Origin of the sequence: Brachybacterium sp. Z12 (genome assembly GCF_014400405.1) — a bacterium.
Taxonomy (GTDB): domain Bacteria; phylum Actinomycetota; class Actinomycetes; order Actinomycetales; family Dermabacteraceae; genus Brachybacterium.
This window is the reverse complement of sequence record NZ_CP060496.1, coordinates 3420795-3445920: the sequence shown is the minus strand read 5'-3', so window position 1 is coordinate 3445920 and position 25126 is coordinate 3420795. Positions and strand designations below refer to the sequence as shown.

Genomic DNA, 25126 nt, shown 5'->3' with positions numbered 1-25126 from the left:
CCCAGGATAGTCGGGCAGGTGGCGGCGGACCCGGACGGAGGTCCCGGAGCGGCTCAGCCGTCCCGGCGGCCGAAGCGCGGCGCCGGCATCGGCGGTGCGACCGCCGCAGGCTTCTGCGACAGCAGCGCGAGCGCCTCGGTGATGCCGCGCTCGAGCTGCGGGTCCTGCCCGCCCTCCCAGGCGTTCGGCGGCAGCGGCACCTCGATATCCGGCTCCACGCCATAGTTCTCGATCGCCCACTCCTCGCCCTCGAACCAGCTGGCGTACTTCGGCTGCGTCACCCCGGTGCCGTCGACCAGGTCGTAGCGGCCGTCGATGCCGATCACGCCGCCCCAGGTGCGGGTGCCGATGATCGGCCCGACCTCCAGTGCGCGGGAGACGGCGTTGACGATGTCGCCGTCGGAGCCGGCCTCCTGGTTCGTCACCAGCACCACCGCGCCGCGCGGGGCGAAGGACGGGTAGGTGCCGGGCCGCTCGTGGCGCGGGAAGTCCCAGGACAGCACCCGCCGCGCGATCCGGTCGGTGACCAGCTGCGAGGTGTGCCCGCCGCTGTTGTATCGCACATCCACCACCAGGCCCTCCTTGGTGGTGGCCTCGCGCAGGTCGCGGTGCATCTGCGCCCAGCCGGAGGACACCATGTCGGGGATGTGCAGGTACCCCAGCCGCCCGTCCGAGAGCTCCGCGACCAGCTCGCGACGCGAGGCGACCCAGGCCTGGTAGCGCAGGGCGGAGTCGTCGGCCAGCGGGGTCACCGCGACCCGGTGCTCGGCGCCGTCGCGCAGCAGCACCAGCTCGGTCGGCTTGCCCGCCGCGCCGATCAGCGCGGCCTCCACGCCCTCCGAGCCCACGGCCCGGCCGTCCACGCGGAGCACCGCATCGCCCACCTCAGCGCCCACGCCAGGGGCGAGCAGCGGCGAGCGGGCGTCGGGATCGGAGGAGTCGCCGGGCAGGATGCGGGTGATCACCCAGCGAGCGTCCTGCTGGGCGAAGTCCGCGCCGAGGTAGGCGGGGAGCATCGGCGGATCGGCCTGGTAGACCTTGCCCTGCACGTAGGCGTGCGAGGTTCCGAGCTCGCCCTGGACCTCCCACATCATGTCCTGGAAGTCGTCGTCGGTGACCAGGCGCTCGATGACCGGGTCGTACCAGGAGGTCATCGCGTGCCAGTTCATGCCGTCCATGTCCGCGCGCCAGTACTGCTGCGCCATGATCCGGTAGTTGTCCCAGAGCATGCCGCGCCGCTCCTTGACCGGGTCGACGTTCAGTCGCATCCGGGAGGTGTCGATGACGATCCGGGCCGGATCCTCGTCCTCGACCTTGCGGGCGGCGGGGACCTGCACCCACTGTTCGCCCTGCCGGATCACGAGCGTCTCGCCGTCACCGGAGGCGGCGAGGTCGGTGACGCCCTCGGCGAGCACGGTGAGCTTGCGCTCGGCGAGGCCCCAGTGCTCGAGCGTCGGTGTCGGTGCGTCGCCCTCGACCCCGGCGCGGGCGCTGCCCAGCGCCCCCTGCTGCGGGTGGCGGAGCCAGACGAAACCGCCGGTCACCGCAGTGAGGTGCGAGTAGTAGCCCGAGGTGACGGGGAAGGGCACCAGTCGTGACTCCACGGACTCGAGATCGAGGCGGGTGGCCGGCGGGCGGGTCGCATCGTCGGCGCCGGCCGCGCTGTGCGAGGTGGCGGGCTGTGCGGCCGCCGCCTGCGCAGAGACCGCCTGCGCGGCCGACGGGCCGGTCGCAGAGGCGGCCTCGGTGCTCTTCGCCCCCTTGCCGTCGGTGCCGCCCTTGGCATCCTTGTCCTCCTCGGTCGGGCCCCAGCCGTCGGGGTGCGGGCCGAAGGGGTCCGGCGTGGTGCGCTCGAGCGGCAGCAGGAACGGCCGCTCGGCGTTGACGAAGCCGAGGTCGAACACCATGTCGTCGTAGACGGTCTCGAAGGTGCGCAGGCTCAGCAGCGCCAGATGCCTCCCGTCGGCGCTGAAGGCGGGCTCGGAGTCCTGGTACTTGCCCGAGGTCAGCGCGCGGCCCGTCGGCTCCTGATCGTCGGTGTCGGAGACCATCAGGCGGCTGAGCTGCCAGGAGTTCGGCTCCGCCCACACCAGCCAGCGGCCGTCGGGCGACCAGGCGAGATGCCGCACCTCGCCGCCGCTCGAGCGGCCCACCTCGCGCACGTGGTCGAGCTGGGGAGCGGGGATCGCGTGCTCGGCGTCCTGCTCCCAGGCGGTGGCGGCCGCGGCGGCGTCCGTGCGCAGGGCGGAGGCGGAGGTCTTCGCGGGATCCTCGAGACCGCGCAGGGTCACCAGGCGCACCACGTTGTCGTGGGTGCTGATCGCGATCTTGGAGCCGTCGGGGAGGGGATCGCGTGGAGGATCCGCCCCACGGCGCCGACGTCCAGGCGGATCTCCTCGCCGCCGCCGTCGAGGCGGGCCAGGGCCAGCACATCGGAGCCGACGCCGCCGTCCTCACGGTCGCGCAGCGCCTCGGCGTCGGAGACGAACAGGGCGAAGGGCGTGCGGCCCAGCGGGCGCACCTCCCGCAGGCGCAGCCCGCACGCTCCGGCGAGCAGCCGTGAGGGGCCGCCGCGGTGGGTGAGGGCGTGCGCGCTGCCGCGCCATTCGACCACGCTCGCACGGGCGTCGTGGAGCGGGCGCACGGCCAGCACGTTCTCGTTCTCCGAGACGGGCGCGGCAGTCGCGAAGCGCCGACGCCGGAGGCCAGGATCTCGACCTCCCGCGGCTCCGCATCCAGCGAGTCCATCGCGAACAGGCGCCCGCGGGAGCTGAACACGATGGTGGTGCCGTCGGACGCGGGCTCGCGCAGGTAGCCCTGCTCGGAGGTGAAGGAGGTGTGCGAGCGCAGGTCGGAGCCGTCCATGGCGACGGACCAGAGGTTCGCGGAGGCACGATCGGTGAGGGCGGCGCCCGGGCCGGGAGTGTCCGAGGCGAACAGCAGACGATCCCCGTACCAGGCGATCCGCAGCTTGGAGGCGAGCACCTCGTCCAGCAGCGGCTCCCAAGAGCGGCCCGAGTGCGTCTGCGCCGGCGCGTCCAGCGGAACGTCCTCGCGGGAGAGCCACAGCTTGACCGCCGTGCCGCCCTGATAGTGCTTCCAGCCCGCCTGGTCGCGGCGCCACGGGGTGGAGACCACGGTGGTTCCCGAGGGGTGGATCGCGACCTCGCCGCTGCGGCCGAGCGGCAGCAGCTCGATCGTCCCGTCGAGATCGATCGCCCACAGCTGCGCATCGCGCGCGATGGGGGCGCCGTAACTGGTCGTGGCGACGACCCGACCGTCGGGCAGCCAGCCGGCCACCTTCGTGGAGGGCCGACCCCACGCGGTGAGCCGGCGCGGGGCGGCGTCGCCCTCGGCGCTGATCACCCACACCTCCGGGCCGCCGGAGGTGCGTGAGGTGTAGGCGATGTGCGCGCCGTCGGGCGAGAAGCGCGGATAGCCGACGGGGCGCCCTCGTCGGTCAGGCGCCAAGCGCGGCCCCCGGCCAGCGGGGCGAGCCACACGTCGTTCGCGGCGGTGAAGGTGAGCAGGTCCCCACGGACATCGGGGTGGCGGAGGTACGCGGCATGGGCGGGCGTCATCGACATGGCCCCAACCCTATGCCGCAGGGCCGACGCCGCATATTGCTTTGCGGGCCGCAGAGCGGTCAGCCGAGCGCCGTGGCGACGACCTCGTCCGCACGGTGGAGGGAAACCGCCAGATCGGCGCGCGTGACACCCTCCTCGCCGGACCAGGCGGCCGCGGAGAGGGAGGCGGGAGCCATCCCGGATGCCTCGAGCCAGGCGACGTCCGCGAGCGCGGAGCCCTGGCCGTCGGCCTGCGGCAGCGAGGCCTCGGCCGAGGCGTCCCAGGTGACGCCCATGCCGGCCAGCGCGGGGCGCAGCAGCGCGGTGAGCATCGCCGCCGCGCAGTCCCGGGTGGCGGGCTCATCCGGATGCACCCGCAGCTCCGCATCGCCCCATACCGCGCCGCGGCCGTGCAGCCACAGCATCGCCGTGACCCGGGCGGCGTCCTCGCCCAGGTCCGTGAACGGCACCGGGGCGGAGCCGAGGTCCACGGCGGGGGCCCCGGCCATGCGGTGCAGCGCGAGCGCCACGTCGCCGCGGTTCACCGCGTCCTGTGGGGAGTAGTCGGTCGCGGTGAGGGCCGGCTGCACGCCGGTCTCGTCCGCCCAGCGGATCGCCTCGGCGGCGGGGTCGTCGGCGGCGACGTCCGCGAACGGTCCGGCGGAGCCGTCCCCGGCGGGCGCGACACCTGGGGAGGAGGCGGCCGACGGGGCCGCGGCGCCGTCCTCGCGCAGCAGGGCGCCGACGCTCACGGCGCTGCCGACGGCCGCCGCGGCGCCGACCAGCAGCACGGCACGACGGCCGGTGCGACCGCTGCGGAGCGGGGCAGGCGCCGTCAGGGCGGTCAGCTGCGGCGCCGCCTCCTCACGGGAGGGCGCGGCGGGCGTCTCGACCGCAGGCGGAGCAGGGGTGGGGGCGCCGGGACGGCCGGTGCGGAGGTGCGGTGCGGCGGGTCGTCTCACAGCCACCTCAGCTCCCGCATCCGACGGACGATCGCCCATCCCACCGCCAGGTTTCCCCAGCCGTTGAGATGGATGTCGTCCGGTGCGCGCAGGCCGGCCGGCACGATCCGCTGCTCGAGCGCACTGTGCGTGGTGGCCTGCTCTCGGCAGGCGCAGCGGCGCGAGGGGCGGGCAGCTGAGCCCCTGTGCCGAGGTGAGCAGGCTCCCCAGATCCAGGAAATGGTCTCCGTAGCGGTGCTGCTGCTCCGCGTTGACGGCGGCCACCGCCTCCGCGGTCGCCGAGCCGACCGGGTCATGCGGGGTGGGCCACTGGCCGAGGACCAGCGTGTCCTGCGCAGGATCCGCGGTGGCATCCCACATGCGCTGGGTGTCCTCGAGCACGCCAGCTACGTCGAGGATGTTGTTCTTGCCCATCCACAGCACCTGTCGCGAGCCCTCCGCGACGGCGGCGAGCGACGAGCGGAAGAGACCGTCCGTGAGCGGATGGTCGGGATCGTCGGGGATGAAGACCCAGCTGCCGCCGGTGCCGTCGAGCACCCCGGGCGCCCCGGCGAGGTCCCCGGAATCCGGAGGGTGCCGACGGGGAGAGGCCCGAGTCGAGGTCGACCGCCACCTGGCCGGTCCCCGGCGCGGGGTCGCCGAGGAGGCGCAGCTGCGGGGTGTCCAGGCCGCGCATCAGCAGGGTGTGCTCCGAGCGGGTGGCGCCGACGCCGAAGCCATGGACGATGGCGGGTGCGGCGGCGAGGGCGAGGTGCTCATGGATCCGCACCGCCAGCGGTGTCGCGTCGGCCCCGCCCTCGGAGCTCATCGACGAGGAGCCCCACAGGGTCAGCGGACGGGCATCGTCCTCGGGAGCGAGCAGGCGCCGTGAGGCGGGGGTGCCGGTGGTCCCGGGCGAGGGGGCCGAGGGGAGGGGTGCGGCGGGCGCGGCCGGTGCGACGACGGGCTGCGGCGGCGGCATCGGGCTCCTCCGTGAAGCGGTGCTGGGCGAGCGCACCGGTCGGCGCCCCCACGGGGCCCTATTCTACGGGAACCACGGTGGCCTGGCCAGGGGCGGGGCAGTGATCCCCGTCGGTCATCGACCGGTGCAGGGAGGGTCAGCGCAGGTCGTAGTCGACCACGACCGGCGAGTGATCCGAGAGCCGCTCGCCCCGGAACTCCCGATCGACCTCGGCGCGCTGTGCGGCGCGCGCGAGACGGGGCGTGGCGAGGTGGTAGTCGATCCTCCATCCCGCATCCTTCGCGAACGACTGCCCCAGCCATGACCACCACGAGTACGGGCCGTCCTCGTCCGGGTGGAGGGCCCGTACGACGTCGACGAGCGTCCGCGCGGAGAGCTGCCGCCCCAGCCACTCACGCTCCTCGGGCAGGAACCCGTCGTTGCCCTGATTGCGGCGCCAAGCTGCGAGGTCCTGTCTCGTATGGGCGATGTTGAGATCCCCCATCAGCAGGAACTCCCGACCGGCCGCCGCGGCGGCGCGACGCGTCCGGGTGAGGTAGCGGGAGAAAGCCGCCATGAACCGCATCTTCCGGGCGTAGCGGGCGCCGCCATCGGGGGCCTCCCGCATCCGCTCCGGCCGCTGCAGGTGGGCGGGCAGCCCGCCCTTGGGCAGGTAGAGGCAGGCGATGGTCAGCGGTGCATCCGCCAGGTCGACCTCGAGGTAGCGGCCTTCGGCGGTGAAGGGGCCGAGGCCGCGAGCGAGAGGCACGTGATCGGGCGCCGGGACGAGGGTGAGGGCAGGAGGCAGGTCCGAGGGGTTGGTCTCCGCGGGCCGCCGGTGAGGTGAGCCGGCGATATCGCCTCCTCGGGTCACCAGCGGCCCATCGGCGACAGCGCCGTCCTGCGTCGGCCCGCCCACCAGAGCGGTGCCGCTCCAGGTGCGCACCGCGGCCGGTGCCTGCCGAGTCAGCACCGCGACGCCGTTGCGGCCGGGCAGGGTGCCGGTGTCCAGGGCGACGTGGTACTCGCCGAAGGCGCCTGCGGGCAGCTTGTCGGCCTGTGCCCGGACCTCCTGGAGCGCGACCACATCGCAGCCGCGCGTCTCCAGCCAGTCGCCGAATCCCCGCCGCTGCGTGGCACGGATCCCGTTGATGTTGGCGGACGCGATGCGGAGCATCCCTCGAGGGTACGTGCCGGTCAGAGAGGGTGGACCGGGTCGCCCTGCACAGGCCCTTCGGTGTTCGGTGCCCAGCCCAGGGCGGGCGCGACATGCGTCGCGAAGCTCTCGAGGATGTGGAGGTTCAGGTCCACGCCGGCCTGCGAGGGGATCGTGAGCATGAGGGTGTCGGCGGCCTGGACGGCGGCGTCGGCCTGCAGCTGCTCGATGAGCTGATCCGGTTCCCCGGTGTAGGTGCGGCCGAAGGTCGAGCGGTGCCCGTCGATGATGCCGACCTGGTCGGCGCTCTCCCCGGGGCGGGCCCCGAACAGCATGCGGTCCTGCTCGGTGACGATCGGGAACACGCTGCGGGAGACGGAGACGCGTGGGGCGTGCGTGTGCCCGGCCTCGCGGAAGGCGGCGCGGTAGCGCTCGATCTGCTCGGCCTGGAGGTCGCCGAAGGAGGCCCCCGTCGCCTCGGTGAGCAGGGTCGAGCTCATCAGGTTCAGCCCCTGTCGGCCCGTCTGCTCAGCGGTCTCGCGGGAGCCCGCTCCCCACCAGATCCGTCGGATCAGCTCGGGGAGTGGGGCTCGATCCGCAGATCGGAGCCCGGCGCGGCAGGGGACATGTAGGGCTTCTCCGCGGCTCGAGCCATCGGCTCGCCCTGGATGGCCTGGAGGAAGACGTCGAACTTCTCGCGGGCGATGTCCGCCCCGCGCGGGTCGGCCGAACCGGTGTAGCCGAAGGCCTCCCAGCCGCGCTCCGCGGGCTCGGGGCTGCCGCGGGAGACGCCGAGCGCCACCCGGCCGTCGGCGATGAGATCGAGCGCCGCGGCCTCCTCCGCGAAGTACAGGGGTTCTCGTAGCGCATGTCGATCACTCCGGTGCCCACCTCGATGCGCTGCGTGCGTGCGGCGACGGCGGACAGCAGCGGCATCGGGGAGGCGGACTGCTGGGCGAAGTGGTGGACGCGGAAGTACGCACCGTTCACGCCCAGCTCGTCGGCGCCGACGGAGATGTCGATCGCGTCGTGGAGCATCTGCCGGGCGCTGAGGCCGCCCTCGGCAGGGCTGCCGCCGTAGTGACCGAAGCTGAGGAATCCGAAGGCTCGCATGGGGACGACCCTACGCTCTAGTTGAAGCTTCCACTAGGGCGTGGGTCATGTTGCTCCCGTCGCGGTCTGCTACCGACGGGGGCCTCGGTCGGGCCAGGACGAGACCTGCGCCCCATCTTCCCGCAGAGGACCCGTCGCAAGACCGTCGGCCCCGTACTGTGGAGCGCTCTGCGACCGGGCCCTCGCCGCCCTCCCGTCGGCTCGCCGACCGTCACAGACCCCTCCTCTTTTGCTGCCTGCCATCATGCTGTCGCAGCTCCCTCACGGAACGGACCGCGCCATGTCGCTGGACACCGCTGCTGACCCTCTCCCTGCCGATACCGGCCACGACCCCGGATCGCGCCGCGCCCGGCGTGAGTCCGACCGCTTCCCGAGCGCCCCTCAACTTTCTGGACGCTCGGCGGGTGGGGTCGTCTGGGTGGCCGTGGCGCTCATCGTCGCCCTGCTCGTCGCGGCAGGCTTCTGGCCGGCGCAGATGAGCTCCGCCGCCGCTACGGCGATGCGCTGGGTGACCACCAACGGCGGCTGGTCCCTGCTGCTGATCCCGCTGTGCCTGATCGGACTGCTGCTCGTGCTGGCCTGCACCCGTTTCGGCGACATCCGCCTCGGCCCGGACGACTCACGACCGGAGTACCCCACCTACGCCTGGATCGCGATGCTGCTGGGTGCGGTGATGGGCATCGGGATGATCACCTACGGGGTCGCCGAACCGGTGTCCCATCTGGTCACTCCGCCGCACGGCCTTGCCGAGCCCGGCAGTCCGGAAGCGGTGGTCGATGCCCTGCGCTTCACGTTCCTGGACTGGGGGCTGCATGCCTGGGCCGTGTTCGCCACCTTCGGCCTCGCGATCGGCTACTCCACACACCGCCTCGGGAACAAGGGCCTGGTCTCGCCGATCCTGCGCCCGCTGATCGGTCGTCACGCCGACGGGCTGGTGGGAAGGTCATCGACGTGCTCGTCATCCTGTCCACGCTGTTCGGCACCACGACCTCGCTGGGGCTGGGTGCCGCCCAGATCAGCCAGGGGATGAGCCGGATCACCGGCATCGACCTCACCACCACCAGCGTGCAGCTCCTCATCATCGCGCTGGTCACCCTTCTGTTCACCGCCTCGGCGATGAGCGGCATCGGGCGAGGCATCCGCTACCTCAGCCAGACCACGATGGTGGTCGCCACAGCCCTGCTGCTGTTCGTGCTGGCCACCGGCCCCACCAGCTGGCTGATCAACCTCTTCCTCCGCTCGCTCGGCGGGTACGCCGGCGGATTCCTCGAGATCAGCCTCCTGCTGCCCACGGACGGCGCGGACGTGGAGTGGATGCAGGGATGGACCTACTTCATGATGGCGTGGTGGATCTCCTGGGGCGCCTTCGTGGGCATCTTCCTCGCCCGCATCTCCCGCGGCCGCACCATCCGGCAGTTCGTACTGGTCGTGCTCGGTGTGCCGAGCCTGATCTTCTCCGCCTGGTTCACCGTCTTCGGCGGCTCGGCGATGTTCATGGACCTCGAGCGCGACGCCGGGATCGGTGACGCCGCCACCGAGAACGTCAACACCGCCTTCTTCGGCCTGCTGGATCAGCTGCCGCTGAGCGCACTCACCTCGGTGGTCGCCGTGATCCTGGTGATCATGTACTTCGTGACCAGCGCGGATTCGAACACCTACGTGCTCGCCGTGATCTCCTCCGACGGACGCATGAACCCCAGCCGCCCGCTGCTGGGCATGTGGGGCCTGCTCACCGGCGCGACCGCCGCCGTGCTGCTCTACGCGGGTGGCCTGGAGGCGCTGCAGACCGCTGTCATGCTCTCGGCGGCCCCGTTCATCTTCGTCATCCTCGCGCTGGCGATCTCGCTGGTGATGATGCTGCGCCGCGATCCGCTGATCCAGGAAAGAGCGACTGCGCGCCATCCGGCCACCACGGCGGATGAGGCCAGCGCGGCTCGGGGATGCCGCTGCCGCTGCGGCCACCGGCGAGGATGCCACGGGCGAGGACGCCTCCGACGAGGGGGCTGCTGTTTCCTCTGCTCCCCCGGCCAAGTAGGGGGATTCGCATAGCGCACATCGATCACGCCGGACCCTACGCCCGGCTCACCTGGTGTCGCTGACCAGCAGATGGAGCTGAGGGGACAGTGCCCTGCACGATGCAGAGCACCGTCCCCTCAGCTCCATTCGTTGGCCGGGCCAGAACTGCGCCCGAGGTGGTTGGGCCAATCCGAGGTGATCAGGCCAAAGGGGCGCTTGCGGTGATGGCGTGGACACCCCCGTTCGGGCCAGAGCCTCAGCTTCTGACCGGCCCGCAGGCGGGTGCTCATGCGGGGCGGCGCAGGGGCGATCCGGGTACAACCACGGACCGCAGCGACCTCGGGGCTCGATGCTCGTCTGCGCGGATCATATCCAGCAGGGTCTGGCTGGTCTGATCCCAGGTCACCATGATCTGGGGATAGGAAAGCCGGAGGACGGCATAGCCCAGGTGCGCCGCCTCGAGATCGCGTGCGCGGTCCGTATTCACCTGCTCAGGGGAGCTGTGCCAGAGCACGCTGTCACACTCGATGATCAGCCTCTCGCCGGCGAGCAGATCGACACGGCCTATGCCTGGGATCTCGACCTGCGTTCGAACCCGCACTCCTCGCTTGCGGAGATACCTGGTCACCTTGGTCTCTGTTCCCGACTGCGCATCGTGACGCAACGGCAGGATCCCGTCGCGGCGGCGAGCGGACAGGGCAGACATCGCGTCGACGACGTCGGCGTCCGAGAGCAGGCCCTCGTGGAGACCGGACTCGAGCACGATCGCGGCGCCGTCGTCATCGAGACAGTGCAGTGCATGTTCAACGGCGATCGGGAGCGGGAGCACGGGATGCGGGTCGGGCCAGTTCCTCAGCGGAGGATCGTGGAGGACGACCTCGGGTAGTCCGAGCGTGTCACCGCTCCGGCGACCGCCGCGCAGCCGTGCTTCGTGCCTGGACGATGTGGGTGGCACCCAGAACCCGTAGAGCTTCAGCGCGTTGATGCACGTGACCCTGTGGTTCCGCCGGAGAGCTTGGGTGATGTGCGGTGGGGTCAGAGGCGAGCCATACAGGCCGGGCGCCAGCCGAAACATTCGGCCCTCCTGCAGCAGGGCATCGATCTGCCGCCGCGTGTATCCCGCGCTCTCGAGCTCATGGCGCGTTCTGACGTGGACTTCCGGTGGGCGGCTGGAAACGAGCATGCGCTCACCGTGATGGCAGCGCTCCTCCAGGGACAGGGGCCGCCGGTAAATGTGGATCCGGGGGCGCTGGGGAGGAAAGGCTGTGGCTGGGCCGGGGCTGCGCTGGGTAGAGCAGCCGGGGCAGCCGGGGCATGTCCACGAAATGGAGCTGAGGGAACGCTGCCTTGCACTATGCAGGTCGCCGTCCCCTCAGCTCCATTCGGTGGCCGGGAATCAGGCTGAGGGCAGGCCGATGGCCAGGAGGCTGCCCGAGGGTAGGGGGCCTGGGCTCAGCCCTCGTCGGCCTCGGTGGTCTCGGCGGGGCGCCGGCCGAGCTCGGCGTCCAGGCGCAGCAGGCCGGAGCCGTCCCCACCGATCAGCTTCACGCGGCCGATGATCTCGGAGACGGTGGCCTCCTCCTCGATCTGCTCGTCCACGAACCAGTTCAGCAGCGGGCGTGCATCGTAGTCGCCCTCCTTGTCGGCGCTGCGGTACAGCTCGCGGATCGACTCGGAGACCTTCTCCTCGTGGGCGAGCGCCGCCTCGAAGATCTCCAGCACCGAGAGGCCGGGGGCCACGCCGGGCTCGGCGATCGCGCCGATGGTGGCGTGGTTGCCGCGGTCCGAGAGGTGCTGGATGAACTTGTTGGCGTGCACGATCTCCTCATCGGCCTGGCGCCGCAGCCAGGCGGCGATGCCGGGGAGGTCCTGCTCGTCCGCCTCGATGGCGAGCTGCCGGTACGTGATCGACGCGGCGAACTCGAGGGTGATCTGGTCCTGGAACTTCTTCTCTAGGTCATTGCTCATCTTCATGGTGATGACCGTAGTCCTCCGCAGCGCCCTTGTCACGCATGGAAAGGCTGTCCTGACCTGCATCAATGGGGTTCGGACAGGCTAACCTGACCGCCGCTGACCCAGGGTCGGTCCCAGCGTCCGCCCGGGCGTCAGGTGCCCGGCGACGACTGTGTGCCGCACCGCGGTCGCCGCGGGGGCGGTGGCCCCTCGGCGTCGTCCTGGGCCGCCACCAGCAGCTCCTCCATGCGGGCGACGGCGGCCTGGGCCACCTCGGCGACCGGGAGCCGGAGCGTCGCGAGCCCGAGCAGATCGAGCCCGTCGCTCAGCCCGTCGAAGCCGACGGTGCTGACATCCTCGGGGATCCGCACGCCGCGCGCGGCGGCGGCGCGCAGCAGGTCCAGGGCGACGTAGTCCACCGGGCAGACGATGCAGCTCAGATCCTGCTCCCGGGCTGCGTCGAGGCGCGCGTCACGCCCAGCTCGACCGGCAGCAGATCCACGGGGACCGTGGCGATCCCCAGCTCCTTGCAGCGCTCGACGAGGCTGCGCATCCGCAGGTCGAACACTCGGGAGTACAGGAGCGGCGCGGTGAGCACCGCGATCCGGTGATGCCCCTTGGCGGCGATCGCCTCGGCCATCAGGCGCCCGTGGGCGTGCTCGTCGTAGCTCACGGAGTCGATCTGCGGGTGCTCGTTGGGGCGGCCGACGATCATCATCGGCGTCGCGGTGACGGTCTCGACGAGATCCTCCGCAGCGGTCACCCCGGTGCCCACGAACACGCCAGCGACGCGCTGACCGATCAGCCTGTTCAACCCCTCGACCTCGGCGGTCCCGTAGTCGTGGCGGAAGGCCGTCACCGAGATCAGGGTGCGCCCTGCGGCTTCGACCGCGCGGTTCATCTCGGCGTGGAGGTGGCCGTAGGCGGGATTGGTGGCATCGCGCACGAGCAGCCCCAGCTGGCGGCCCTGCCGCATCGCGAGACCGCTGGCGACGAGGTTGTGCACGTAGCCCAGGCGCTTCGCGGCCTCATGGATCTTGATCATGGCATCCGGGGAGACGCGCTCGCCGCCGTTCTGGAACACTCGCGAGACCGTGGAGCGGGAGACACCGGCGGCACGCGCGACATCCTCCATCGTCGGTGGTCGGGCCATCATGCGTGCCTCCTCGCGGGTCGCCGCTGTCCACTCGGGCAGGGCGGGTGCCGTCTCGGCCGTGCGGGTGGTGCGTCGGCGCAGGATAGCCCAGCGGGTGACGTCCGCCAGGGCCGGCGGGTGGCCGTCAGGTGAAGTCCGAGTTCGCGGACGGACGACCAGAACCGGCCGCCGAGGAACATCTGTGGACGCCGGGATGAACATTCGATGGACCGCCTCCGCGATCCGACGTCCAGGGGCCATGGGCGGCCCTCGAGTCGCAGCGTGGGAGCGCTCCCACCAGCGGTGACAGGCGTGGTTCACGCCTGGTTCACCTGCACGTATGCCTCTTTGGCGGGCGCCTCTCGATCTCTCTACGGTGTGGATGTCGACGAGGCCGGATGGCAGTCAGCCGGCCAGCGCCGGGCCAGCCCCGCCGGCCACAGGCCCCACCACCGACACCCTCTCGATGGCTTCCCAGCCACCGCCCGACCAGGATTCCGGGAGTGCTCCCATGTCGATCACAGTCCGCAGCCCGCGCACGGACCCCGCCGTCCCGTCGGGGCCAGCGCAGGCCGAGGCACCCACCAGCCCGCCCGCGCCCCCGCCCCCGGCACGAAGGGCCGCAGCGAGGAGCGTCGGCGCTCTCCGCAGCGCCGCCGCCGAGTGCGCCGCGACGCCCTCCTCTTCGGCGCCCTCATCGCACCGAACCTCATCGCGATCATCGTCTTCTCGTACTACCCCGCGCTGTACAACATCGGGCTCAGCTTCTTCGAGTGGGACTTCGTCGCGCCGAGCCCCGAGTGGGTGGGCCTGGAGAACTACACCGACCTGTTCACGGATGCGAGCTTCGGCCAGGTCCTGATGAACACGCTGATCTTCACGGGCGTGAGCGTCATCGGCTCACTCGTGCTGGGCCTGCTGCTGGGAAGCCTGCTGGCCACCAAGGTCCCGTTCACCGGCTTCGCGCAGACCATGGCCTTCGCCCCGCACATGCTCCCCGGCGCGGCCGTAGGCATCTTGTGGCTGTTCATGTTCGACCCGAACTACGGACTCTCCCGCTGGGCATTCTCCCTGTTCGGTGCGGATTCCCCCGCCTGGACCACCACTTCGGACTGGTCGCTGTGGTCGATCACCATCGCGTACACCTGGCAGCGCCTCGGCTTCGTCACCGTCATCTGCTACACCGCGATCCTCGACCTGCCGAAGGACCTCTACGAGGCGGCGGCCCTCGACGGCGCCCACGGCCGGAAGCTGTTCCGCCACCTGACGCTGCCGCTGCTGAGCCCGATCATCTTCTTCCTCTCGATCACCGGCATCATCATCTCCGCCGCCCAGGCCTTCGACATCATCTCGATCATGACCAGCGGCGGCCCCGGAACCTCTTCCAGCACCCTGAGCTGGATGGTCTACGAGGAGGCCTTCCAGAAGTTCGACATCGGCACCGCCTCGGCCGCCGCCACAGTGCTGCTGGGCATCCTCCTGATCATCACGTACGTGCAGGTGCGCTACGGCGACAAGAAGGTGAACTACGACTCATGAGCACTCTGACCGTCGACAAGGACGCCCTCGCCGGCGCCGCAGACACTGCGCCCCGGAACAGGGGACGCGACCGCGGCCCCCGCCGCCCGCTGTGGAAGACCGGCCTGCTGATCGCAGGAGTCTTCGCGACCATCGCTGTCTTCTTCGTGCCGCTGTTCTGGCTGTTCTCCTCCGCGATGAAGCCCCACCAGGATATCTACTCCTGGCCGCTGCAGTGGATCCCGCGGGAGTTCACCTTCGAGAACTTCACCGCAGCGTGGAACAGCGCCCCGTTCGACCGCTTCTTCCTCAACTCCATCATCACCACCGGGGTGGGGACGGCTCTCGAGATCTCTCTCGCGATCCTGTGCGCCTACGCCTTCGTGTTCGTCGACTTCAAGTTCAAGAAGATCGCGTTCGTGCTGATCATCGGCTCGCTGATGCTGCCGGGCCACGTCACCCTGATCGTCAACTACATCACCGTGGCGAACCTGGGCTGGCTGAACACCTACGCCGGCCTGATCCTGCCCGGCATCGCCAGCGCCTTCGCGATGTTCCTGCTGTTCCAGTACATGCGCACCATCGACAAGGACATCCTGCAGGCCGCGGAGATCGACGGTGCGGGCCACATCCGCCGGATGCTCACCATCGTGGTGCCGCTGTCCAATCCGATGATCCTCACCGCCACGCTGATCGTGATGGTCGGCAAGTGGAACGAGTACGTGTGGCCGCTGATCGTCACCTCCACCGCGGACATGCGCACCCTGCCCATCGGCCTGCTCTTCCTGCGCAGCCAGGAGGGCTACAGCAACTGGGGCGTGATCATGGCCGGCGCCGTGTTCGTCTCCCTGCCGATGCTGATCCTGTTCTTCCTCGCCCAGAAGCGCATCATCGGCGGCCTCGCCGCCGGCGCCATGAAGTGAGGCTGCGGCCCCGCGCCGCGCACCTGATCCACCCCACCCCCCATGACCCTCCGTCCTGCCCGGACGGGCCCTTCGCAAGGAGCGACCTCGATGAACCGCACTGCCTCCCCCTTCTCCCGTCGTCGACTGCTGGCCGCCATGGGCCTCGGCGCCAGCGCCGCCGGACTCGCCGCCTGTGGTGCTCCCGCCGGTGGCGACGACAGCGCCGAGGGCAGCGTCCGCGACGGCTTCAGCCAGGCGGACCTCACCGTCCCCTCCGAGTACGAGGGCCGCACCCCGATCCTGTTCTGGGCGCCCTTCACCGGCACCAACTACGAGGTCCTCTCGAAGCTGTTCGCGGACTTCAACGAGTCGCAGGACGAGATCGTCGCGATCGCCGAGTCCGTCGGCGGCGGGTACGCCGACCTCAACCAGAAGTTCACCGCCTCCCTCCAGGCCCGCACCGTCCCGGACATCGTCTGCTTCCCCGAGATGCAGTGGCTGCAGTTCCACCAGTCCGGCGCGCTCGCCCCGCTGGACGACTACTTCGATGACGAGTGGAACCTCGACGTCTACCTCGAGAACTACGTCGCCGAGGGCAAGGCCGGAGGCCAGACCTTCACCGTCCCCTTCGCCCGCTCGACCCCGCTCTTCTACTACAACAAGACCCGCTACATCGAGGCCGGTCTGCCCGAGGAGGGTCCCGAGACCTGGGAGGACCTCGCGCTGTTCGCTCCCGAGCTCGCGAAGATCGATGTCGACGGCCGCCCGCTGTCCGCGATCGCCTTCAGCGCCGACGCCTGGCACGGCCAGGCCGACATCTGGGGCTTCGGCGGGGCGAACGCGACCGACGACTTCCAGGTCACCATCAGCGACGACAAGGGCGTGGAGTGGCTGGAGTGGATGCGCAAGTTCATCCACGACGACGGCTACGGCTACCTCGCCAAGGATTCGGGCACCGACTTCGCCTCGGGCCTCGCCGCCGGCTGGCGCGGCTCGACCGCGGGCCTGACCGGCCAGACCGAGGCCACCGAGGGGCTCTTCGAGATCGGCACCGCCTACATGCTGTCCAAGGAGGGCGAGCAGAAGCAGGTCCCCACCGGCGGCTCCGGGCTGCACATCGTGCGCAGCGACTCGCAGGACCGCCAGGATGCCTGCGCCGAGCTGTTCCGCTTCCTCGCTCAGCCGGAGAAGGCCGCGGAATGGCATGTCGGCACCGGCTACGTCCCGATCGTCAAGGGCTCCGAGGAGACCCAGGTGGTGAAGGATCAGGTCGCCGCCAACCCCAACTACGGTGTTGCCCTGAGGCAGCTGGAGAACGCCCGCACCGCGGACTACACCAACTGGGACCAGGGTTCGGTCACCGAGATCGGCGCCGCGATGGGCCAGGTCTTCGGGGACAACGCCGACCCGGCACCGGTCCTGGAGGCCCTCGCCGCCGAGCTCCAGGAGACGCTCGACGACAATCGCGAGAACTATGAGGCCGTGCAGTTCGAGGGCTGGAACTGACCGTCTCTGCTCTGACCGCATGACTCGCGGCCCCGGGTGCACGTCGCCCGGGGCCGCGACCCCCGGCCCCCACGGGCCACGGAATGACCAGGGCCGTGAGCCCGTACCGAGGAGAACCAGACCATGACCACGCAGCAGCCCGAGATCGTCGGGCACCGCGGCGCCGCCGCGGTGGAGCCCGAGAACACGATCCTGTCCTTCCGGCGCGGTGTCGCCGAGGGCTCCCAGTGGCTCGAGTGCGATGTGCACCTGAGCGCCGACGGCAGGGACGTGATCATCCACGACGCGACCCTGGACCGCACCGCGCAGGAGGACTCCCCGCTGCGCACCGGGGCCGTCGCCGACCTCACCCGAGCTCAGCTCGACCGGGTGCTGGTGGGCAAGGGCGAGCACATCCCGACCCTCTCCCAGGTGCTCGACGCGGCCGTCCGCGAGGACGGCACCCGGGTGCCGCTGCTGGTGGAGATCAAGGCCCCCGCCGCCGTCGATCTGGTGATCGAGATCCTGCAGGAGCACTTCGACGAGGCCGCCTGGCAGGATCCCGCAGGTGCGCCGGCGTGCATGCTCTCCTTCCATGAAGAGCCGCTGCGCCGCACCGCGGAGCTGGCCCCGCAGATCCCGCTGATGCGCACCACCACCGCCACCTCCCCGAGTGGTGGGAGTCCTGCCGTGAGCTGCAGGTCGCTCATGTGGGCGTGCGGATCGCCGATGCCCGCCAGGGCGACGTCGAGCGGGCCGCCGAGCTCGGTGCGACGCTGAACCTGTGGACCGCCCGCGCCGATGAGGAGCTCGAACGTGCCCTGGAGCTGGGCTGCGACACGATCACCGTCGATGATCCGGCGTGGGCCTTCGCCCTGATGGCGCAGCGCATCGCCGTCTGATCCACCACGGTCCGGGGGCACCCCGGACCGGACCGGGCCTAGCCTCCCGCCGTCCGCTCGTCCCGAGGAGCTCTTCGTGCCTGTCATGCCCCTGATCGTCGGCCACCGTGGCGCCGCTGACCTCGCGCCCGAGAACACCTTGAAGGCGTTCCGGCGCGGGCTCGCCGAGGGGGCTGACATGCTCGAGTGCGATGTGCACCTCAGCGCTGACGGGAAGGACGTGATCATCCATGACGCGACCCTGGACCGCACCGCGCAGGCGGACTCGCCGCTGCGCACCGGCGTCGTCGCCGAGCTGACCCGCGCTCAGCTCGATCAGGTGCTCGTGGGCGAGGGTGAGCACATCCCGACCCTCGCCGAGGTGCTCGACCTCGCCTCCTCGCTCCCGCACGACCCCTCCCGCCACGCCCCCGTGCTGGTGGAGATCAAAGCGGTCGAGGCCGCCACCCTCGTCGCCCGGATCCTCCGGGAACGCTACGACGACTCGGTCATGAACGGATTCGATGCCCCGGCGCGCGTCATCTCCTTCCGGATCGAGGCGCTGCGCACCGTGCATCGCCTGGCACCTGCCGTGCCCCTGGGCCTCCTCTGCCGCGAGCTGACCGAGCAGGCTCTGGCCGACGCCGTCGAGGTCGAGGCGGCGACCCTCGCCGTCCGTGCCTCGCATCTGCGGGAGGGCGATCTGGAACGCATCCGCGAGGCGGAGATCATTCCGTCGGTCTGGGCTCTGCGCGAGGAGGAGCACATCCGGCTCGCCGCAGACCTGCAGGTGCCGTGGCTAGGAGCCGATCATCCCGCCCGCACACGGCGCGTCGTCGAGGACCAGCTGGGCCTCTGACCGTGCGCATGGGGCACACGGGTGGTGCCCACCCCTGCAGACGGGCACTGCCCCGTGTCGGAGCACAGAGAGCCGGTGCGGCGCAGGTCATCCTTGAGGCTCAGGGGTGCCCCCGGCTCCCAGCCCGATCGTCGTGGCAGCGCCCGCACCTCTGAACCTTCCATGTCCCGCCGCCTCATCTTCAGGAGAGTCATGACCTCGCAGTCCGTCCCGCCCCTGCCGCAGCGCCCCGCGATCGTCGGCCACCGTGGCGCGTCCGCCCACGCGCCCGAGAACACGCTGCTCGCCTTCCGGCGTGCGATCGAGGACGGCGCGCAGCTGCTTGAGTGCGATGTGCACCTCAGCGCCGACGGGCAGGTGGTGGTGATGCACGACGAGACCATCGACCGCACCGCCGCGGCGGACTCCCCGCTGCGCACCGGAGCGATCGGGGAGCTCACCCGCGCCGAGCTGGACACGGTGCTGCTGGAAGAGGGGAGCGGGTGCCCTCGCTCACCCAGCTGCTGGAGATGACCACTGTGCCCGTGTTCATCGAGGTCAAGGTCGCCGACGCCGGGAAGGCCGTCGCGGCGCTGCTGCGCGAGCTGCCCGCCGGCTCGCCGGCTGCCGCATCGACCGTCATCTCCTTCCACGCCGATGCACTCGCCGAGATCCGACGCACGACCGACGCGGCCGTCTCCTACCTGGTCGGCCAGGTCGACGAGCAGGCGATCACCGCTGCGCAGGAGCTCGGTGCGGCGGGGATCGGGCCATCGATCGCCGGGCTGAGCCTGCGCGCGGCTGAGGCCGTGCACGAGGCGGGGCTCGCGGTGAACCCCTGGACGGTCAACACCACCGCGCGGCTCGACGTCGCCCTCGCCTGCGGGTCGGACACGATCACCACCGACGACCCCGCCTGGCTGCAGCGCGAGCTCGACGTGCGCCTGGGGTGAGTCCGACGCGTCAAGGTCCTTTGACATTTTTTGTCAAGGCTCCTTGACTTTGGTGTCAAGCGACCCTTACGTTTGGGTCATGACGGAAACTCCCCGCATCTCACCCAGCACCTCTCCCCGCACTCGCGCGAACCGCATCTTCTTCCTCCGCTTCGGCCTCGGCATGGCCCTCTATCTCGCCGCCCTCTCCCTCGCCTACGTCGCCGAGGGGTCCGGCTTCCCCGCCTGGATCCCCGCGCTCCTGGTGGTGCCCGCCGTGCTGCTCGTGGCCTGGGCGAACATCGACATGTATCGCAGCGGTGACGAGTTCGAGCGCCGCAAGATCGCCGAGGCGATCCTGATCGCGTTCGTCATCTCCACCTCGCTGATCCTCGCCGTCGGCGTCCTGCAGTTCTATCTCTTGCCGGCAGTGAACTGGATCTTCGCCTTCGCGATCCTGATGGGCTCCTGGCTCCTGGGCACCCTCGTCTCCGCCGTCCGTCACCGCTGAAAGGGGCGATGATGCGCAACGACCTCAAGGCCCGCCGCGCCGAGCGCCGCTGGTCGCAGGCGGAGCTCGGCACGGCTCTCGGCGTCTCCCGCCAGACGGTGGTCGCCATCGAGAACGACAAGTACGACCCCTCCCTCCCGCTGGCCTTCAAGATCGCCGCACTCTTCGAGTGCCCGATCGAGGAGATCTTCGAGCCGGAGGCGGAGGAGGGCTGATGCTGGCGGGCCGGCACCGATCGCGGTGCCGGCCCGCCGCTGTCTGCCCATTCGGCGGAGTGAATGGCTCTGATGCGCGGGCACGGAGCGGAGTGGGCGGGACTCTTCACAGCGGGCGTGTGACCTGCGCGACAGCAAAGCCCCGGCTCTGTGTTGTGTGTATGACTCCGACAGGCGCATGCATGTTCACTCACCGAACACCCCGTTCCCTGTTGGAGGGTGGGCGCGTACTCTGGGCCGCGCCGTGACCTCCGCTCCCGCGGAGACCCCGTGAAACGGGGACCCCCGGGCCCCCTGAAAGGACCGCGATGCTCGACTCGACGCTCCAGGCGACCTATGACCAGGTTCTCCACCGCAACCCTGGAGAGCCCGAGTTCCACCAGGCAGTCCGGGAGGTGTTCGAGTCGCTCGAGGTCGTTCAGTCCCGTCATCCCAAGTACCAGGATCACGGCATCCTGATGCGCCTGTGCGAGCCGGAGCGGCAGATCATCTTCCGCGTCCCGTGGGTTGATGACCAGGGCGTCGTGCAGGTCAACCGCGGCTTCCGCGTCGAGTACAACTCTGCGCTCGGGCCCTACAAGGGCGGACTGCGCTTCCATCCCTCGGTGAACCTCGGCATCGTGAAGTTCCTCGGCTTCGAGCAGATCTTCAAGAACTCCCTGACGGGCCTGCCCATCGGCGGCGGCAAGGGCGGCGCTGACTTCAACCCGCACGGCCGCAGCGATGGCGAGGTCATGCGCTTCTGCCAGTCCTTCATGACCGAGCTGCACCGCCACATGGGCGAGTACACCGACGTCCCTGCCGGTGACATCGGCGTGGGCCCGCGTGAGATCGGTTACCTCTTCGGTCAGTACAAGCGCCTCACCAACCGCTACGAGGCCGGCGTGCTCACCGGCAAGGGCCTGGACTGGGGCGGTTCCCTCGTGCGCAAGGAGGCCACCGGCTACGGCGCGGCCATCTTCGCCGACGAGATGCTCAAGGCGGGCGGCTCCTCGTTCGAGGGTCGCCGTGTCGCGATCTCCGGCTCCGGCAACGTCGCCCTCTACGCGATCGAGAAGTCCAAGCAGCTGGGCGGCATCCCCGTCACCGCTTCTGACTCCTCCGGCTACGTGGTCGACGAGAACGGCATCGACCTCGAGCTCCTCCAGCAGATCAAGGAGGTCGAGCGCGGCCGCATCAACGAGTACGTGGAGCGCCGCGGCAACGGCGCCCGCTTCGTCGAGAACGGCAGCGTCTGGGATGTCCCGGTGGACATCGCCCTGCCCGGCGCCACCCAGAACGAGCTCGACGTGGGCGATGCCCGCACCCTGGTGAAGAACGGCGTCCTCGCCGTCTCCGAGGGCGCCAACATGCCCTGCACCCCGAGGCCGTCGCGGTGTTCCGCGAGGCCGGTGTGCGCTACGCGCCCGGCAAGGCGGCGAACGCAGGTGGCGTCGCCACCTCCGCGCTGGAGATGCAGCAGAACGCGAGCCGTGACGCCTGGAGCTTCGAGCACACCGAGGAGCGCCTCACCCAGATCATGAAGGGCATCCACGCCACCTGCCTGGAGACCGCCGAGGAGTTCGGCCGGCCGGGCGACTACGCCCTGGGCGCCAATGTCGCCGGCTTCCGCAAGGTCGCCGACGCGATGATCGCCTTCGGCGTGATCTGAGAGCCGCCCCTCCGCGAGCGCTCAACGCCGCTGTCCGCACCCCTCGGGGAGCGGGCGGCGGCGTTCTTTGTGCGGCAGGTGATGTCGCGGGGAGATCGCCTGCGCCAACGGCCTGATGCGCGGCGCAAAGTGCATGTCGTGTGCGGGCTGCTGGTGAGGTCAGCTGGCGATATTGCCAGCTGACCTCACCGGCGGCCCGGCGCGGACACCGGCGACCGCCGCCCCCCCCCACCACCACCGTCGTGGCCGCTGCCGCTGCCGCTGCCGCTGCCGCTGCCGCTGCCGCTGCCGCCGTCGCCGTCGCCGCCACCGCCACCGCCGTGGCCGCTGCCTCGGCTGCCGTCTCGGCCGTCACGGAGCCGCGTCGCGCACGGTCGTCGCATGGCCGCGGGCGAGAGCCTTCGCAGATGTGACGCAGCGCACGCACGCCTAAATGGGAAAGGTTCTCATCTGCTGATAGTTTCCTGGCATGCACTTGATGAGAACAGTTTTCATGAAGCGGCGCACGGCCGCTCTTCTCGGCCTCGGCGCCCTTACCCTCGCCGCATGCGGCACCGGCACCGGCGCGTCCGACGCTGGCGGCACGGGCACAGACAGCGCGGACGCCCCGGCCTCGGACCGCACCGAGGTCGGCGCTCTCTCCCCGCGGATCGTGCTCGCCCACGAGGGCGGAGTCACCACGCTCGACTCGACCGACGGCGCCACCCTCGGCACTGCTGAGCTGGAGGGCTACCTCCGCCTGAACCCCGCCGGCGACGGCCGCCACGTCGCGGTCAGCGCTTCCGACGCGATCACCATGTACGACACCGGCCTGCTCGCCCAGGGCCACGGCGACCACTTCCACTACTACGTCCAGGCCCCCGCCCTCACCGACCTCTCCATCGCGGCCCCGCACCCCGGGCACGTGGTCCCGCACGGCGACCGCACCGCCCTGTTCGCCGACGGCACTGGCGCGATCACGCTCATCGACCCCGCAGCACTGGGCGAGGGCGAGCTCGACATCCTCGAAGAGACCGCGACCGACGCCCCGCACCACGGCGTCGCCGTGCCTCTGTCCGATGGTGGCCTGCTGACCACTCAGGGCACCGAGGACTCCCGCAGCACCGTCCAGGTGCTCGACGCCGACGGCAACGTCACGGCGCAGACCGACGACTGCCCCAGCGTGCACGGCGAGGCCGCCGCCCAGCCCACCGACTCCGGAGACGTGATCAGCCTCGGCTGCGAGAACGGCTCGGTGATCTACCGCGACGGCGAGTTCCACAAGGTAGAGATCGACGGCGACTACCAGCGCTCCGGCAACCAGAAGGGCCACGAGGACTCCCCGATCGTGCTCGCGGACCACAAGGTCGAGGCGGATCCCGAGGGCGGCATCGAACGCCCGACGCAGATCGCCCTGATCGACACCCGCGACGCCTCGATGCAGACCGTCGACCTCGGCTCCGAGTACTGGTTCCGCTCCCTGGATCGTGGCCCGGACGGTGAGGCGCTCGTCCTCACCGCCGACGGGGAGCTGAACATCCTCGACCCCGAGACCGGCGAGATGCTCCACGAGGTCCCGGTGGTCGGGGAATGGTCCGAGCCCGAGCAGTGGCAGGAGGCCGGCCCGATGATGGCCGTCGCCGACGGCACCGCCTTCGTCGTCGATCCCGAAGCGCAGAAGCTGGTGATGGTCGACGTCGCGAGCGGCGAGATCTACCGCGAGCTCGACCTGCCGGTCGTCCCGCACGAGATCCAGGTGACCACAGGCACCGCCTCGGGCGAGTACGAGATCGCTCCGGGCGCGGGCGGAGACGACTCAGACGACTCAGACGGCGAGGACCACAAGGACCACGAGGACCACGAGGACCACGATCACTGAGCCGGGGCTCAGAAGCCCAGCTGCTCCGCCCGGGCGATGATCGCCTCAGCGCTGGCGACGGACTGGTCCACATACGCCTCGCCGAACAGCTTCACGTGCGCCAGCAGGCCGAAGAACAGGTGGGCGGGAAGGTCCTGCTGCCAGTCGCCCGGCAGCGGATGCTCAGCCTCGTACCCCTCGAAGATCTCCTCGAGGTGCGGCGCCCCGAACAGGGACAGCATCGCGAGGTCCTCGAGCCGGTGACCACCGTGGGCGGCGGGATCGATCAGGGTCGCGCCGTCCGCGGTCCACATCAGGTTGCCCGACCACAGGTCGCCGTGCACGCGGGAGGGCGTCTCGGTGCCTTGGCCGCTGATGCCGTCGAAGGCGCCGTCGGCGATCACGTCGATCGCCTCGTCGACCGTGTCATGGCCCTCGGCGCCGAGCACGCGGGTCACCGAATCGGCCAGCGGGCGCAGCCGGTCCTCTGCCCAGTAGTCGACGAACTCCGCCCTCGGAGCGGGCTCGACGGGGAAGGGGCTCTCGAGCGGCCCGAAGAAGGCGGGGTCAGCAGGGGCCCAGCCGAAGTCGGGCGCGCCGGCGTCGTGCAGCCGGGCCAGGCCCCGGCCCAGCTCGCGAGCGGCCTCCGCCGTCGGCGGGACGGACTCCAGCCGCGTCAGTCGCAGCGAGTCCTTCTCCTCCTCGATCACCGCGACCACAGGCACCGCCTGCGGCTCGGCGAGCCAGCGCAGCCCGGCGGCCTCGGCCGCGGCATAGCCTTTGGGGGAGCTCTCGGCACTCTTCACGAAGTCATTCATGGGCCCACCGTACGCAGAGCACCCACCGCGGGCGCCACCCCCGGTGGTGCGAGGCACGACGGGTGGCCGTCCGGAGCCCGCTGGGGAGACGGCTCAGTCGTCGACGCCGAGCTCCTCGGCGAGGGTGCCCCGCAGCATCGGCAGCACCCGCCGGTGGGACGCCCGGGTGGAGGCGCGGGATGCGACGTGCACCAGCATCGCGCTGCGCTCGTACGCGGTCCAGGCCCGCATCCGGTGCCGCAGGGAGGCCACATCGGAGGCTGAATCGGGCACGTCGCCGTGCTCGCCGCGCGCCCGCACGTAGGCCCGCACGAACTCGTCCACCTGCTCCTCGGTCAGCGGCACGTACCAGGGCCCGCCGTGCACGGCGCCGCCGAGGTTCGCCAGGTCTCGGGCGGGATCATCGCCCTGCGCCCACTCGAAGTCGATGTACTGCACCCGCGGAGCGCCGGTGACCTCATCGGAGCCGTCCCACAGGATGTTCGTCGAGCACAGATCGCCATGGGCCAGCACGAAGCCGCCCAGCTGCGCGATCTCCGCATCGGCGGCGGCGACCACTCCGCGCGCAGCTTCGAGCAGCGGTGCGAGGCCGTGCTCCGCGATCACGGAGCCGTGCGCCTGGCTCCAGGATTCGATCTCCTCGTCGACCTCGGGCAGCAGGTGCTGCGGGCCGGGGCCACTGCCGCCCACGGGT

At 70.8% G+C, this 25126-nt stretch carries 22 protein-coding genes and 3 pseudogenes; 13 read left to right on the top strand and 12 right to left on the bottom strand.

Annotation, left to right across the window (positions count from 1 at the left end; translation table 11 throughout):
• Nucleotides 1–53: 53 nt before the first annotated feature.
• The 6 genes and pseudogenes from H3H54_RS18110 to H3H54_RS18085 form a co-directional block, all read right to left on the bottom strand.
• Entirely contained in the window at nucleotides 54–2300 is a 2247-nt protein-coding gene (locus H3H54_RS18110; protein ID WP_262424952.1) for a S41 family peptidase, read from the bottom strand.
• Nucleotides 2288–2653 (bottom strand): hypothetical protein, encoded by a 366-nt coding sequence (locus H3H54_RS18105; RefSeq protein WP_262424951.1) that lies wholly within the window; start codon nucleotides 2651–2653, stop codon nucleotides 2288–2290. Before H3H54_RS18105 ends, H3H54_RS18110 begins: the two co-directional genes overlap by 13 nt.
• 709 nt (nucleotides 2654–3362) lie before the next feature.
• Complete coding sequence (locus tag H3H54_RS18100; protein WP_262424950.1) at nucleotides 3363–3587, bottom strand: hypothetical protein; 225 nt, start codon at nucleotides 3585–3587, stop codon at nucleotides 3363–3365.
• A 59-nt stretch (nucleotides 3588–3646) separates the two neighbouring features.
• Nucleotides 3647–5065 (bottom strand): hypothetical protein, encoded by a 1419-nt coding sequence (locus H3H54_RS18095; protein ID WP_262424949.1) that lies wholly within the window; start codon nucleotides 5063–5065, stop codon nucleotides 3647–3649.
• 560 nt (nucleotides 5066–5625) lie between these two features.
• Entirely contained in the window at nucleotides 5626–6645 is a 1020-nt protein-coding gene (locus tag H3H54_RS18090) for an exodeoxyribonuclease III (RefSeq protein ID WP_262424948.1), read from the bottom strand.
• 20 nt (nucleotides 6646–6665) lie between these two features.
• Nucleotides 6666–7737, bottom strand: a pseudogene (locus H3H54_RS18085) (LLM class flavin-dependent oxidoreductase).
• A 244-nt stretch (nucleotides 7738–7981) separates the two neighbouring features.
• Here H3H54_RS18085 and H3H54_RS19840 point away from each other — a divergent pair.
• Nucleotides 7982–9786, top strand: a pseudogene (locus H3H54_RS19840) (BCCT family transporter).
• A 253-nt stretch (nucleotides 9787–10039) separates the two neighbouring features.
• On the opposite strand, the gene H3H54_RS18070 reads toward H3H54_RS19840, so the two are convergent.
• The 4 genes from H3H54_RS18070 to H3H54_RS18055 form a co-directional block, all read right to left on the bottom strand.
• On the bottom strand, nucleotides 10040–10516 hold the full coding sequence (locus H3H54_RS18070; RefSeq protein ID WP_262424945.1) for an endonuclease domain-containing protein: 477 nt from the start codon (nucleotides 10514–10516) through the stop codon (nucleotides 10040–10042).
• Nucleotides 10517–11205: 689 nt separating this feature from the next.
• Nucleotides 11206–11727 carry a ferritin gene (locus tag H3H54_RS18065; protein WP_262424944.1) on the bottom strand — a complete coding sequence of 174 codons (522 nt, stop codon included), beginning with the start codon at nucleotides 11725–11727 and terminating at the stop codon, nucleotides 11206–11208.
• 131 nt (nucleotides 11728–11858) lie between these two features.
• Nucleotides 11859–12239 carry a substrate-binding domain-containing protein gene (locus tag H3H54_RS18060; protein WP_395963810.1) on the bottom strand — a complete coding sequence of 127 codons (381 nt, stop codon included), beginning with the start codon at nucleotides 12237–12239 and terminating at the stop codon, nucleotides 11859–11861.
• Nucleotides 12143–12862, bottom strand: coding sequence for a LacI family DNA-binding transcriptional regulator (locus tag H3H54_RS18055; RefSeq protein WP_395963073.1), 720 nt, complete (start codon nucleotides 12860–12862; stop codon nucleotides 12143–12145). Before H3H54_RS18055 ends, H3H54_RS18060 begins: the two co-directional genes overlap by 97 nt.
• 642 nt (nucleotides 12863–13504) lie before the next feature.
• On the opposite strand from H3H54_RS18055, the gene H3H54_RS18050 reads away from it, so the two are divergent.
• The 12 genes and pseudogenes from H3H54_RS18050 (at nucleotide 13505) to H3H54_RS17995 (ending at nucleotide 23635) form a co-directional block, all read left to right on the top strand.
• Complete coding sequence (locus H3H54_RS18050; RefSeq protein ID WP_262424943.1) at nucleotides 13505–14380, top strand: carbohydrate ABC transporter permease; 876 nt, start codon at nucleotides 13505–13507, stop codon at nucleotides 14378–14380.
• Nucleotides 14377–15282 carry a carbohydrate ABC transporter permease gene (locus H3H54_RS18045; RefSeq protein ID WP_262424942.1) on the top strand — a complete coding sequence of 302 codons (906 nt, stop codon included), beginning with the start codon at nucleotides 14377–14379 and terminating at the stop codon, nucleotides 15280–15282. Before H3H54_RS18050 ends, H3H54_RS18045 begins: the two co-directional genes overlap by 4 nt.
• Before the next feature lie 90 nt (nucleotides 15283–15372).
• Nucleotides 15373–16770, top strand: a complete 1398-nt coding sequence (locus H3H54_RS18040) for an ABC transporter substrate-binding protein (RefSeq protein ID WP_262424941.1) — start codon at nucleotides 15373–15375, stop codon at nucleotides 16768–16770.
• 123 nt (nucleotides 16771–16893) lie between these two features.
• The gene (locus tag H3H54_RS18035) at nucleotides 16894–17529 is read left to right on the top strand and encodes a glycerophosphodiester phosphodiesterase (protein ID WP_262424940.1); all 636 of its coding nucleotides are present in this window, start codon (nucleotides 16894–16896) and stop codon (nucleotides 17527–17529) included.
• Entirely contained in the window at nucleotides 17466–17651 is a 186-nt protein-coding gene (locus H3H54_RS18030) for a hypothetical protein (protein WP_262424939.1), read from the top strand. Before H3H54_RS18035 ends, H3H54_RS18030 begins: the two co-directional genes overlap by 64 nt.
• 85 nt (nucleotides 17652–17736) lie before the next feature.
• Entirely contained in the window at nucleotides 17737–18489 is a 753-nt protein-coding gene (locus H3H54_RS18025; RefSeq protein WP_262426532.1) for a glycerophosphodiester phosphodiesterase family protein, read from the top strand.
• Nucleotides 18490–18681: 192 nt separating this feature from the next.
• Nucleotides 18682–19002 (top strand): glycerophosphodiester phosphodiesterase family protein, encoded by a 321-nt coding sequence (locus tag H3H54_RS18020; protein ID WP_262424938.1) that lies wholly within the window; start codon nucleotides 18682–18684, stop codon nucleotides 19000–19002.
• Entirely contained in the window at nucleotides 18999–19421 is a 423-nt protein-coding gene (locus H3H54_RS18015; RefSeq protein WP_262424937.1) for a glycerophosphodiester phosphodiesterase, read from the top strand. The genes H3H54_RS18020 and H3H54_RS18015 overlap by 4 nt, the downstream gene beginning before the upstream one ends.
• 79 nt (nucleotides 19422–19500) lie before the next feature.
• Nucleotides 19501–19911 carry a hypothetical protein gene (locus H3H54_RS18010; RefSeq protein WP_262424936.1) on the top strand — a complete coding sequence of 137 codons (411 nt, stop codon included), beginning with the start codon at nucleotides 19501–19503 and terminating at the stop codon, nucleotides 19909–19911.
• Nucleotides 19912–19922: 11 nt separating this feature from the next.
• A complete protein-coding gene (locus tag H3H54_RS18005) occupies nucleotides 19923–20126 on the top strand; it encodes a helix-turn-helix transcriptional regulator (protein WP_262426531.1) in 204 nt (67 codons plus the stop codon).
• A 308-nt stretch (nucleotides 20127–20434) separates the two neighbouring features.
• A pseudogene (gene gdhA / locus H3H54_RS18000) lies at nucleotides 20435–21777 on the top strand (NADP-specific glutamate dehydrogenase).
• Nucleotides 21778–22270: 493 nt separating this feature from the next.
• Nucleotides 22271–23635, top strand: a complete 1365-nt coding sequence (locus tag H3H54_RS17995) for a hypothetical protein (RefSeq protein WP_262424935.1) — start codon at nucleotides 22271–22273, stop codon at nucleotides 23633–23635.
• A gap of 8 nt (nucleotides 23636–23643) precedes the next feature.
• On the opposite strand, the gene H3H54_RS17990 is transcribed toward H3H54_RS17995, so the two are convergent.
• Both H3H54_RS17990 and H3H54_RS17985 read right to left on the bottom strand, forming a co-directional pair.
• Nucleotides 23644–24432, bottom strand: a complete 789-nt coding sequence (locus H3H54_RS17990; protein ID WP_262424934.1) for a fructosamine kinase family protein — start codon at nucleotides 24430–24432, stop codon at nucleotides 23644–23646.
• Nucleotides 24433–24525: 93 nt separating this feature from the next.
• The gene (locus H3H54_RS17985; protein ID WP_262424933.1) at nucleotides 24526–25122 is read right to left on the bottom strand and encodes a phosphotransferase family protein; all 597 of its coding nucleotides are present in this window, start codon (nucleotides 25120–25122) and stop codon (nucleotides 24526–24528) included.
• Nucleotides 25123–25126: the final 4 nt, after the last annotated feature.